At 53.5% G+C, this 12728-nt stretch carries 10 protein-coding genes and 1 pseudogene; 1 reads left to right on the top strand and 10 read right to left on the bottom strand.

Annotated elements, in window-relative coordinates; all coding sequences use genetic code 11:
• Positions 1-6 precede the first annotated feature (6 nt).
• From ptsP to B7994_RS00735, 7 genes are all read right to left on the bottom strand, one after another.
• Entirely contained in the window at positions 7-1821 is a 1815-nt protein-coding gene (gene ptsP, locus B7994_RS00765; protein ID WP_088636578.1) for a phosphoenolpyruvate--protein phosphotransferase, read from the bottom strand.
• A complete protein-coding gene (locus B7994_RS00760; protein WP_088636577.1) occupies positions 1796-2065 on the bottom strand; it encodes an HPr family phosphocarrier protein in 270 nt (89 codons plus the stop codon). The genes ptsP and B7994_RS00760 overlap by 26 nt, the downstream gene beginning before the upstream one ends.
• 7 nt (positions 2066-2072) lie before the next feature.
• Complete coding sequence (locus B7994_RS00755) at positions 2073-2981, bottom strand: MlaD family protein (RefSeq protein WP_088636576.1); 909 nt, start codon at positions 2979-2981, stop codon at positions 2073-2075.
• Positions 2982-3068: 87 nt separating this feature from the next.
• Positions 3069-3731: an RNA methyltransferase gene (locus tag B7994_RS00750; RefSeq protein WP_088636575.1), complete on the bottom strand. Its 663-nt coding sequence runs from the start codon at positions 3729-3731 to the stop codon at positions 3069-3071.
• Positions 3728-4771, bottom strand: coding sequence for a hypothetical protein (locus tag B7994_RS00745; RefSeq protein WP_144063692.1), 1044 nt, complete (start codon positions 4769-4771; stop codon positions 3728-3730). The genes B7994_RS00750 and B7994_RS00745 overlap by 4 nt, the downstream gene beginning before the upstream one ends.
• A gap of 13 nt (positions 4772-4784) precedes the next feature.
• Positions 4785-6335: a pitrilysin family protein gene (locus B7994_RS00740; protein ID WP_233142911.1), complete on the bottom strand. Its 1551-nt coding sequence runs from the start codon at positions 6333-6335 to the stop codon at positions 4785-4787.
• Between the two features lie 408 nt (positions 6336-6743).
• A complete protein-coding gene (locus B7994_RS00735) occupies positions 6744-7772 on the bottom strand; it encodes a VWA domain-containing protein (protein WP_088637191.1) in 1029 nt (342 codons plus the stop codon).
• 183 nt (positions 7773-7955) lie between these two features.
• Here B7994_RS00735 and B7994_RS00730 point away from each other — a divergent pair, with 183 nt between their 5' ends.
• Positions 7956-9071, top strand: coding sequence for a GGDEF domain-containing protein (locus tag B7994_RS00730; protein WP_158213031.1), 1116 nt, complete (start codon positions 7956-7958; stop codon positions 9069-9071).
• Here B7994_RS00730 and B7994_RS00725 read toward each other — a convergent pair whose 3' ends face one another.
• The 3 genes and pseudogenes from B7994_RS00725 to B7994_RS00720 all read right to left on the bottom strand — a co-directional run bounded on the left by B7994_RS00725 (position 9072) and on the right by B7994_RS00720 (position 12557).
• Complete coding sequence (locus B7994_RS00725; RefSeq protein ID WP_369832747.1) at positions 9072-9890, bottom strand: VWA domain-containing protein; 819 nt, start codon at positions 9888-9890, stop codon at positions 9072-9074.
• 105 nt (positions 9891-9995) lie between these two features.
• A pseudogene (locus tag B7994_RS14395) lies at positions 9996-10175 on the bottom strand (BatA domain-containing protein); the annotation flags it as partial.
• A gap of 132 nt (positions 10176-10307) precedes the next feature.
• Positions 10308-12557 (bottom strand): glycosyl hydrolase family 8, encoded by a 2250-nt coding sequence (locus tag B7994_RS00720; protein WP_088636570.1) that lies wholly within the window; start codon positions 12555-12557, stop codon positions 10308-10310.
• Between the last annotated feature and the right edge of the window lie 171 nt (positions 12558-12728).

The following is a 12728-nucleotide window of genomic DNA, read 5'->3' as shown; positions in this document are numbered from 1 at the left end:
CCAAAATCAGGACTTCGCCGATTCGCTCGCGACCTGGCCGATAAAGCTCGAGATGCCGAGATCGGTAATGGTCTGCGCGTACTTCCTGTACATATACCCGTTCACGCTGTTGGCATCGTCCATCTGCAATACAGTAAGCGCACTTTCGCGGACATCTTCGAAGTTAATCGAACGAATAATCTTCTTTGTGGCCATCACGCTCCAGGGCGTCATGGAAAGTTCATCTACACCCAGGCCGACAAGCAAAAGCACACTCATGGGGTCAGAGCCCATTTCGCCACAGACCGCCACCGGAATGCCTTCCCTGTGGGCCGCATTCACCGTTTGATAAATCATCTTGAGTATTGCAGGATGGTGCGGCTGGAACATGTCCGTGATAAGTTCGTTCGTGCGGTCGACCGCAAGCGTGAACTGGATAAGGTCGTTCGTACCGATGCTGAAGAAATCCGCCTCCTTCGCAAGCATGTCTACGAGTACGACTGCGGCAGGCACCTCGATCATCACGCCCACCTTCACCGGAGCGACCTCGATACCTTCCGCCTTCAGTTCGTCGGAACAGCGCTTAATGTAGGACTTCGCCTTGCGGAATTCATCGAGGCCCGAAATCATGGGCAACAATATCCTCAGGTTGCCCTTCTCGTTCGCCTTCAAAAGCGCCTTCAGTTGTGTGCAGAAAATGTCTTCGCGGTCGAGGCACACGCGGATAGACCGCCATCCCATGAACGGGTTTGCCTCGCTCGTCGCGGTAATGCCCGACACAAGCTTATCGCCACCCGCATCGAGCGTTCTAATCGTCACCGGGCACGGAGAAAGCGTATCGAGGATCTGACGGTATGCCTCGGTCTGTTCCTCCTCCGTAGGTGCGGCATACTGCAGGAACAGGAATTCCGAACGGTACAGGCCCACACCCGTCGCACCATAGTCCATCACCTTGGAGGCTTCGCTCGGGAGTTCGACGTTTGCATGCAGCGTAATATACTTTCCATCGCGAGTCATCGGTTCGAGCCTACGCATGGTGAAAAGTTCACGGCGCTGGCGTTCAAACACTTCCTGGCGTTCGCGGAACTTGCGGATATCGTCTTCGTTCGGGTTCACGATGACAAGGCCGCCGGAACCATCCACGATAAGGGTATCATCGGGTTTCACGACCGCAGCAACGTTCCTAAGGCCGGAAACTGCCGGAATCTGGAGGGAGCGGGCAAGAATCGCCACATGGCTCGTTCTACCGCCGGTATCCATCAATAGCGCTCGCGCCTGCCCGGGCTTGAGCGCCATCAAGAAACTCGGCAAAATCTCGTGAGCGACAATGACGGCCCCATCTTCGCTAGACACTTCCTGCAAGGCCGGTCCGGCATCATCCATCGCCGCCATGAGGCGGTTATGCAGGTCACGCAGGTCCGTCGCCTTGTCGCGCATCGCGGGCGAATCAATCTTCTCGAAATTATCGATATAGCCGCCAAGGACCACGTGCAAGGCCCAGCGGGCATTCTTGCGTTCCTTGCGAATCATGTTCAGGACGCCGTTCACGAGCCCCGGATCCTGCAAAATCATTAGGTGAGTCGCAAATATCAGGCTATCGTGCACGCCCGTGCGTGTCTCCGATATTTCCTTGATTTGTGCAATCTCTTTTGATGTACGCGTCACCGCCCTGCGGAACACTTCTACTTCCGCATCAATTCTCGATTCGGGGATTGTCTCTTCGACTACCGTTATTTCACGACTAGCAACCTGAAACGCGCGCCCCATGACAAAGCCGGGCGACGCGGGAATACCGACAAGGACTTGCCTTGCGGACTTAGGGCTCTTCGTTGAAATTGTCATGGAAGAGCGTTTCCAGTTTCAGCACAACTTCCTGCTCGTCCTCGCCGTCCACTTCGAAACGGACCTCCGAGCCTACCGGGATAGCAAGCATCATCACGTTCAAGATACTCTTCGCATTCGCCCTAGAGCCATCGAACTCGATGGTGACATCGCTTTTTGCAGGGCCCGTAATATCGACAATCATGCCAGCAGGCCTTGCGTGAATTCCAAGTTTATTCGTGACTGTGAGAATCTTCTCTATCATCGTTTCCTCAGAAGAAATCCACGTTGACATCAAGCCCGTCGTGCAGAATCACGCGGAACAGGCTATCCGCCGAATGGACCGTCTTGACCAAGTCGTCATGCAATTTTCTGTCAGACAGAAGGACTCCGACCGTATTGTCCTTGGACTGCACCTTAGCAATTAGTTCATCCAAATGCTTCGTCACGCCCTCGAGTTCACCCACCAGGCCATCGGCGTTCCCAATAACCTTGTCGGCGTTGGCAAACAAGCCATCCAGCGGAGGCTTAACCCCATCCACAAGAGCATCGACCTTACCCATCACCTCGTTCAAACTGGCAAGGCTCTTTTTAAGCTGCGGATCGGTCGTATTGACCATGGTCATCAGGCGGTCTTCCAGAGATTCGGCCTTGGCAAGAATGGTCCTGAAGCGGTCCTGAAAATCGGGACTCGCAATAGTGCCGTTCAGGGCGGCTTTCACGGATTCCAGCAGCACCTTGGTGCTGTCACAGACTTCGCCAGCAAGCCCAAGAGCTTCGGCAATACCCGCATCGAACTGACCGTTGATGGTATCGTTCGGGGCCCAGTAGGTTTCGGCATCGCCCAGAATCATGCCAATCTGGCGTTCACCCATGATACCGATATTCTGCACACGAATCTCGGAATCCTTCGGAATCTTCACGTCGGTGCGGAGCCTGATGCGTACGACAACGCGGTGGCCAGCCAGGCTAATGTCCTCGACCTTACCCATCTTGACGCCGTTGACCTTCACAGGGTCGTCAAGAACCAGCGTACTGACCTGGGTAAAGCGCAGATAGTAGGTATGGAATGTTTCGCGCGGGTCCTTCTCGTTCAAGAAGAACATCCCGAACACAAGAATCACGATAGCCAGTAATACGACTAGGCCAACAGAAAAGTATAGGACCGAATTCTTTTTCATTTGTCCCACAATCTAGCATATTCAACAGGACTTTCAACGAAAGTTTCCGCAAAACAGGCGATTTTTGGCAGTTTTTTCAAGGGAGGGTTACCCTTCCACACGTACAATGGGGCTGTTGTTCTCGATGCCGTTCACGTGGCGATCAAGCCAATCGCGCAGCAGGGCATTGCGTTCTTCAGGCGGAAGCAGGAACTTCTCGCGGCCTTCCTTCTGCATGAACACGTCGAGGTAGGTCATGAGCACGCCACCCGCGACAGAGACGTTCATCGATTCGGTAATCCCATACTGCGGCAGCTTGAATTCATAGTCGGCATGCGCAAGCGTATCGGGGTGGTTCCCGTGGAACTCGCTCCCGAGATAGAATGCCGTAGGCTGGCTCAAATCGAGATCCAGCACGGAGTTCGTGGTATTCGTACTCGCAACAGCAATCTTGTAGCCCTTGGTGCGCAGTTTTTCCATGCAGAGCATGCGCTTCTTGTACAAGTACAGGCTCATCCACTTGTAACTGCCCTTCAATATGGACTTGTTCACGCTGTATGCGTTGTCTTCTTCGATAATGTGAACGTCCTGCAGGCCGAACACTTCTGCCGTACGGATTACCGCAGAAATATTGTGCGGGTCGAAAAGGTCCTCGAGCACCATACAGAAGTGCCTCGTACGACGGTTTACCACGCCGGTCAAAAGCTCGCGACGGCGTTCCGTAACACGAGCCAGGAGGGATTCAAGACTTTCTTTTTCGTTCTCGCTCATTTTTTTTCGATCCTTGTATCGTCAACCTTTATCGGGACGCTTTCGAGCCTCTGCTTTTCGCGTTCCTTCTGTAACTTTTCAAAATCGCCCAGTTTCCACGGGGCACCATTCACCACGTTCTCGAAATCAATTACGTACTGCACGTTCTCATAGGATTTCAGGCTCGCGCTTTTGAGCATGGGTTCCTTATTCCCCCCGAAATAGCTACCCGACGCCTTCTTGATATCTTTTACGATATGGTCAATCTTGTCGTTCACCACACTCTTGAACACATTCATCTGCATGATAGAATTGAGTACGGAATTTCCAGGAAACACGACGGCAGTTAGTTTATACTTAATCTGCTTATTAGGAGTTTCGTCCATATCCAGGAAGGCAATAGCCGTGCCATGCAGCGCCCACTTGAGCACCTTCGCATGCCCGTAGCCGAAAAACAGGTTACGCATGCCAAGTTTTTGCCCTGCGCTATCTTGCAGGGCCCAGTAGAATTCGCCCGAAAGGCTCCGTCCGTTACTGCCGTTAAAATACCTGCGGTTCCTGCTCGTGTATTCAAGCGAGTAGTTCGTCCCGAGATAGGCATTGATGAGTTCCGCCGTAAAAGGCATATTGTCAAACAAGTAGCTGATGACATTTTCGCCGAGCGGAAGCGTACCCTTGTTCTCGTAGATAGCCCTGTACCTGCGTCCGAGTCTAGCAAAGACTTCTTCGGCCATCGGGACACCCGGCTTAGGCTCAAATCCGCGCTTCACTACCTCGTGGTATACACTGCAGTACGCTTCGTCGTACTTGAGGTGCGGCCAGGTGTGCTTATCGCCTGCAGAACACCCGGGAAAATCGATATTAAGGCACTTCTTTAGGCCAGAACACAGGGAGCGCAAATCATCTTCATTGCCGAGTTTTTTCAACAGGCTATTGCGCACCACGGAATCGGCGCCGAGCATATTCTCGTTTTCTGCAGCAAATGAACACACACCCGAAAACATCACGAAGAGTATCGCGATTACAACCTGAGGAACGCATGTCCAAATTCTTTTCTGCATAACAATCCGGAAACTACCTAAATTCGAGACTATCAAGCGGGACGACTGTAAACGGCTTCAGCGATTCGAGTTTGCTTACCGGGCCCACTACAGAAATCGTCATCTTGTCCTTGGTGTAGTACTTGGCAATCATCGCCTTCACCTGTTCGGCGGTAACAGCGTTGATTTCTTTCACATAATCCAGGTAATGGTCGAACGTCTTGCCAATCATCTCGTTCTTTGCAAAAATGATGGCCGTCGATGCCGGGGAATCGAATTCGCCCGGCAGGCTTTCGACCAGGGTCTTCTTCGCCATCGCCAGTTCCTCTTCGCTCGGGCCCTCTTTTGCGAGTTTTTCGATTTCGCCGTAAATGAGTTCAAGCGCACGGGCGGCAGACTCCACCTTCGTCTGCAAACTGATGGTAACCATCGCCGTATCGCGGTAGTCGTTGCCGGCACGGCTGCTGATATGGTAAGCAAGGCCCTCGTCGCTACGCACGCGCGTCATGAGGCGCGACGAGAAACTGCCTCCCCCCAGAATAAAGTTCGCGACGGCCGTCGGGTAATAATCCGGATGCGGGCGTTTTACAAAAGGCTGGTTCAGCGAAATGTTCGCCTGCGTAATATCCTTGTCCACAACGTAGGTTCCCGGCTTGTTCAGGAAGGCAATCGGCGTCGGGGCGTCAAAGAGGGGCTTGCCCTTAACGGGCTTCGCCGGTTCCACATTCCAGCGGGCAAAAAAATCCTTCAAGGTGACGATAGCACTGTCGCGGTCGATATCACCCGAAAGCGCGAACACGACACGGCCCTTCGCGAAGGCACCCTGCGACAAGCGTTTCAAATCGGCAACGGCAACCTTCTTGTACTCGTCGGCGTTCGCTTCCCACAGGCGTGGGCAAGGTACATAGTTCACCTTGTTCCGGAGCGAAGAAAGTACCTTTGCCGGAGTGTCAAAGCGCTGTTCGTATGCCGTCACAAAATTCGCCTTGACGATTTCGAGCTGTTCCTTGTCGAATGCAGGCTTCAGGACAACCTTCTGCGCCAAGTCAAGCATTGTCGCAAAATCCTTCGTCAGGCTGTTGACGCTGAAACTCGACACCCATGTCCCAACAGATGTCGAAAGCCCGGCACTTATAAATTCAAGCGTATCGTCCAGTGCATGTGCAGAAATATCGACTCCACCTCCACGACGGAACATGGAGCCCACAATCTCGTTACCCGCCTCGTCCTTGATATCAGTCGGTACGCGCGGATTTTCGAAATAGACGGTAAAGTTCACCAGCGGAAGGCTACGGTCGGGAACGATGTACCCGGCAATGCCTTCACCCAGTTCCACACGGTAATCCTTTGGGTACGGGGCTACGTACTTGTAATCGGGATACTTGATATCCTTATACGAAGCAGGGAGGGCATCTACAGCTACGGGAGCCGGGGCCGGATCCTCCTTTGCAGAGGGAGCGACAGCAGCGGTAGTATCGGCAGAAGGCGCCGGAGTCTCGGTTGCGGGAGCCGGCCCGGAAGAGCACGCCACCATGCCAACCAGCCCGAACCCCATACAGGCAATAATACAGTCAAATTTACGCATTTCCCTTAAATATAGATTTTCCGTAGCGCGAAACAGCATTCTTCCATATTGGAATATCGTTTTTGAGGGCGATGCGCTCCAACGGCAAAAAAATCTGTATATTACAAAATGAGCCCTTCCGGTGGATAATTACTCGGCATCGCCTCGGCGAGCCGCCCGTCTCCAGGAGAGACACAGTCCACCCGAGGGGCTCTTCTCTATCCTCCTAAAAACTAAAAGACTCAGTGCTGATGCACTGAGTCTTTTAGTTTTTAGTTATGTATAAGACCGTTCGCGCTTCACTCTAGCATCAAGTTACTCCGGCATGCGCTCACTCTCGCAACCACGACTCGTTGATACGAGTCGCTTGTTGCTCACGGAGACCTTTCGCGCAACATCCGCACAGCCAACAGCCTACAACAAACGTCTTTAGCTGAAGCGGCCAGCGAGTTGCTTGCGGCGGCGGCCGCGCTCCGACACGACAGCCTCTATCAGGAACAGGAGGGCGGCAAGTCCGAGGAAAATCTGGTAGCGGTCCTGGTAGTTCTCCATGCGGTCAGACGCTTGTTCCTTCTTCTCGAGGCTCGCGATTTCGGTCAGCACCTTCTGCAGCTGGAACTCGCCCGGACTCGCATAGAAGTACAAGGCTCCCGTCACGCTCGCAATCTCCTGCAGCGTCCCTTCCTCGAGGCGCGTCGTCACGATATTGCCCTGCACGTCCTTCTTGTAGGCGACTTCACCGTTCTTCGTCTTCACCGGAATAGGCACTCCCTCGCGGCTGCCGATACCGATGGTATAAATCTTGATGCCCATCTCCGCCGCTTCCTTAGCGGCATTCACTGCGGCGGCCTCAAGTTCCTCGCCGTCACTCATGAGGATCATCACCGAATACTTGCCCGCGCCGCCCGAATTCTTGAACAGGCTCATTCCCTTGCGGATGGCGTTCTCGAGGTTCGTGCCCGGCATGAGCCAACCCGGATTCAGTTCGCGCAGCATCATCTGCACGGTGCCGTAGTCCAGCGTAAGCGGGACCATCACCTGAGCCTCCCCACTGAAAGCGACAAGGCCCACGCGGTCGCCCGAAAGGCTTTCCAGGAACGACGAAATCTCGTGGCGGCTGCGCACAAGGCGGTTCGGTTTCACGTCCTCGGCAAGCATCGAAAGCGAAATATCCTGCAGCAGCACAAGGTCCAGGCCACGACGTTCGATATGTTCCATCTTGCGGCCCCACTGCGGGCGTGCAAGCGCGACAAAGAGGAACGCTATGGCAAGCAGGAGAATCAGGACCTTCGCAAGCCTACGCCAGGGAGAGACACTCGTAGAGAGTTTGGAAAGCATCGGGAGGGACACAAACCGGGACGCCAGCTTTTTACGACGGCGATAGGCATAGTAGAACAGAAGCGCGAAAAACGGGAGCGAAAACAGGCACCACAAGAAGTTCGGTTCGGCAAAACGCATTACATCCTCCGGAGGGGCAAAAAGGCGGGGCATACCCCGCAACACCCTGAATATACAAAATACAGGCTTTTTTGCCCCGTTTTTTGCATTATTTTGCTCCAAAATCACAAGAATTCGTTTTTTCTTACGAAAATGTTATTATTGTTAAGGAAAAGATATATTTTCCTCATTGGGAAGATCGTTATGGCTATAGATGCTTTAAGAATCGAAATCGACATTATCAGCATTATCGTGTACCTATTTATATGGTGTGGTAACAGGGAGCGTGCTGTCCTGGAAAAGTCGGCACGCGCCTTCCAGTGCCTTGTAGAATGTTCCGTCTTGTTTAGCGTACTCAACTCGATCGAGCTATTCATTCCCACATCAAGTTTCCCCATTATCAGGCTCATCAACAGCCTCAAGGTCATCGCCTGCATCTGCATGGGGTGCTGCTGGTTCCTTTCCGTTTTCTACACGACCTCGGCAAACACCTACGTACTGCGCAAGTGGCTTATTCCCATCATAGGTCCCAGCATCATCGTCAGCTGCATCACCCTCATCGAGACCCTAATACACCTGACGGAGGAAGCCGCCGTCATGAACCCGACCGTATGGATCTTGTTGAACATGCTTTCCATCCTCTACATCGCCGCAGCATCCGGTCTCTGTCTAAAAAAAGCACGCAAGTGCACCAGCAGATTCCATAGGCGGTGTTTCTACATAATTGCAGCCGTTATGCTGTTCCCGCTTTTAACCCTGATCCTGCAGGCAAAATTCTATGAACTCCCCATAACCTCGACGGTATTCGTTCTCGTCACCCTGTTCATCCACATGTACCGGACCCGACAGTATATTACCGTGGACCTGACAACGGGACTCAACAATGCGAACAAGCTATCATCCTACCTGGATACCATCACACAGAGCCAGGACCCGGCCAAGAGGCTGTTCCTTGTCAAAATCGAGATAGACAACTTCAAGGCCATGCAAAAGAAGCACGGCAAGGACGCGGGCGTCGTCGCCCTCCAGAAAATGGCGACATTCCTGCGCGAGCAGAGCGTCCAGCGCGGCACGTTTATCGCCCATTACAGCAAAGCCAAGTTTGCGGTTATCGCCGAATGCAGCGACTTCGCAGAAATCGAGTTTTTTGCAAACAAGCTGATTACGGCAAGCACAACGAGCCAGGAACTGTCGCAGGGGGCGTGGCCTATCACATTCAGCATACACTGGTCCGAATACGGCACGCCCGATACCCGCACCATCGACACATTCCTGGACAAGGCCGAAAGTAACTGCATCAAGCCCGCGGCACCGCTGTAACTACGGGATGCGCACGAAGCGCGTATTCGCAAGCAGCAATTCCAGCAACACGAGGATAGCGCCCACCAATAGCCACGGGTAGAACTTTTCGGCATACCGTGCGTAGGCGACTGTCTCGATTTCGGTCTTCTCGAGCTGGTCGATTTCCGAATAGATTTCTTCCAGCTGTTCCTTGTTCTCGGCACGGTAGAACTTTCCGCCCGTCTTTGCGGCGACTTCCTTGAGGGTCGACTCGTCGATACCTTCTTCGGGGGTAATTTCGCGCTCGCCCCACGAGATTTCACCCGTCCACGGGTTCTGCTGGAACGCGAGAATCTTACCCTTCTTCTTGCCCACGCCCACGGTATAGACTTTCACTCCGAGCGACTGCGCAACTTCGGCCGCACGGACCGGCGAAATCACGCTTGCATTGTCGCGGCCATCTGTCAGCAAGACAACGACCTTCGATTTTGCCTCGGACTTCTGCAGGCGGGCGAGCGCGTTCATCAGGCCATCGCCGATTGCCGTGCGACCCGCGATAATGGAATCCTTGGCCAGTTCGTCTGTCGCCTTCAATATCTCGAGTAGGCTACCGTAATCGAGCGTGAGCGGGCACTGCGTCACCGCGCGGCTACCGAAGGCAGAAAGCCCGATGCGGTCGCTGTGGCGCTTCTGGATAAAGTCGGCAATCACCACCTGGGCATAGCCCATGCGGCTGTATTTCCAGTAGTCGCCCGACTTGAGGATTCGTTCGGCATTCATCACCCCGAGTTTCGCCTGCTCGGTACGCGTAAGCATGTCGAGCGTCCCCATGGAGCCCGAGACGTCGAGCGCAAGCATGATGTCTACGCCGTCGGTATTCGTGTATTCCACCTCCATCGCATTCTGCGGGCGGGCAAGCGCCACCACAAAGCAGCAGAGGGCCGCAAGGCGCAGCGCGGGCACAATGTGGCGCAGGCGCACGCGGCGGCTCGGGATAGCCTTTTTCGCTATGGAAAGCGCCGGGAACTTGATAGTGCTCTTGCGGCGCTGCTGGCGGTAAACATACAATGCAATAAGAACCGGTACAAGAACAAACAGCCAGAAGGCTTCGGGATTCTGAAAATGAAGTGAACCGATGTCCATCTTACGCTCCTAAAAACAAAAAATCAGGGCAAAAAAACGCTTGCCGCATACAGAATATACAATTTTACACCCTAAAAGAAAAGGAACCGCGACCCGAAGGCCGCGGCTCCATTTCAAGTTCGATTCACGCGATTACTTGACAGCAACCATGTGGAGCTTGGTACCAACACGTACCAGGAACGTTCCCTTGTTCGGGACAGTGATGCCCTGGGAAGCGCTGGTGATCATGCCGGAAGCGACAACCTTGCCCTGCAGGCTGAACACGGTGTAGGCAGAACCGACGGAGGCGCCGAGCACCTGGACCTGGTTACCGCTAGCAATCACCTTCACCTTGTCGATGGACGGAGCATTGTAGAAGCCGACAGCGGAGCTACCCGGATTGCTGGAGCTGGAACCCGGATTGCTGGAGCACTGGTATTCCGGAACCCTAATGCCGGTAATCAAGAACGGATCAATGACATTCTTACTTGCATCGAGGAATTCGATGGCCTTGATGGAGACAGAGCCGAAGCCGCCCTTGGCGTCCTTGACTTCCCACTTGAGGCCAGTAACACGCTTAATGATCTCGGCGCCGATGGGGGCTTCGGTGCTCACCCAGCTAAGCTTGTCAAATTCGTTCTTGCCATCACCCACAAATCCATACTGACTCGGGGTCATGTCATAGAGAACGGCTGTGTAATCGTCAGTGGGGTCCACATATGTACCCGGTTCAGAACCAGCACCTGCGTTCGGAACGCCCTTGGCATCGTTCTCGTTGGTAATCTCGTTAAGGACAGCCATGCGGATGGGGCCCTGAGTCTTAGCAGTAACGCGCAGGTACTTGACTCCGAGAGCTTCGAGGTCAACACCCTTCTTGTCGTTAGAAAGGAACGACATGGCAATACCGGCGGACGGGTACTTGAGTTCGCACTGAGCCGGAGTATTCTTGCACACGTCAGCCTTGGCCTGCGTCCATTCCGGTTCAGGGCCAATTTCCATGGTAGCTTCAGCAGTAATTTCACAGTTCTTGGCATAGAGCGGAGATTCGCCGGAATCCGGAGACATCACGGTACCAATGCCGAGCTTGTCGTGGTAGCCACCCCAGTTCCAGAAACCAGAAACACCGACCGTAGAATCCTTCTTAGCCATCTGCACGCCTTCGGCATCGCCGACACCGCTCATGAGGCTCGGATCCGGAGTAAACTTTTCGAAGCCCGTCATGTTGTAGAAGTTGGGCATGTTACCCGTCATGAGGAGGAGGTAGAGGAGGTTGAGCGTTGCCGGGTAGTACTTTTCACCCGGGTTGCTGCCTTCACCACAACCAGAAGCATTCTTGCAGCTCTTCATGTTGACAAGAGCCTTGTAGACCGTTTCCATGAAGGACTTGGAGGCAGATTCATCAACGCTAGATGCGGCAATGCCCATACCACCAGAGAAGGTGGAAGACACAAAGTTGCGCTTTTCACTCTTCACGGCCTGGCCATTGATGAAGTAGCCGGAGTTGATACCGCTAGCCGTACGAGTTTCAGGAATCATCCAGTCGTTAATCTTCTTGTTGAATGCCTGAGCCTTGGTATCGCCATACCAGTAGTAGGCCCACGCCATGCGCCACGGGGTACGGGCAGCATCGTCGAAGAAGCCCGGATTTTCGTCCTGGGCAACGGAAGCACTCGTCTTGGTCGGCTGGTGGCTATTCCAGTCGCACCAGTCAGGAACAAGGCCGGTCTTGGAGTTAGCACAAGCGTTCAAATCGGTATACGCCTGGGAAATGACTCCAGTCCAGGAACCACCGGCAACATCCTGGAAAAGTTTGAAGTTTGCGGTAGTCGCATAGCTCGGGTTAAAAGCGTCGTTCCACTGGTTACCCGGCTTAATCTTGCTGCCATTGAGATCGTTCGAGGAAATCCAGCTGATGAGGGACTTTGCCTTCGTCATATAGCTTTCATCACCCCACTGCTTGGAGGCCATCACAAGGGCAAGGGCAGCGTCGAAGTCGGCGTCAGATGCAGAACCCGAACCGCCATCACAGCCAATGCGCCAGTTCATACCGCCATTAGAACCTGCAGCATTGCTTGTCCAGGTGTTATAGAGCTTGTCGAACATCTGCTTGTATTCGGAGCTCTTGCCATCGTCCATGTACACCGTAATCAACATACCGTAAGCGATTGCTTCGGAAACGGTAGAGCAGGTGCCTTCAGGAGCGAGAACCCAGCCCTGGTTTGCATCGTACCAGGCCTTCTTCCACAGGTCAAAATGAACCTTGATCGAATCCGGGCTAGCGAACGGAATCGTGTAGCCGTAGGGGCTCTTCATGTTCTGCGGGAACGGGAAGTTCGCCGCAGCCATGGACATCGTGGCGGCCATAGCGACCGTGCACATAGTAGCTTTAAGGAAAGTTTTCATCTACATCCTCATTTTTTTCTAGTTATTCCCACCCGCAATAAATATAATTGAACTTGGGGATTATTGCACCCCTTAAAGATGTAATAATTCGGTTGCACAAGCCCTAAAAACGTAAAAACGTAACGAAAAACACCAAAAAATCGCACAGAAGTGTGCGCTTACTCACATGGC

The organism is Fibrobacter sp. UWR2 (assembly GCF_002210285.1).
GTDB lineage: Bacteria > Fibrobacterota > Fibrobacteria > Fibrobacterales > Fibrobacteraceae > Fibrobacter.
The sequence above is the reverse complement of the archived record's forward strand: the minus strand, read 5'-3'. Positions and strand labels throughout refer to the sequence as shown.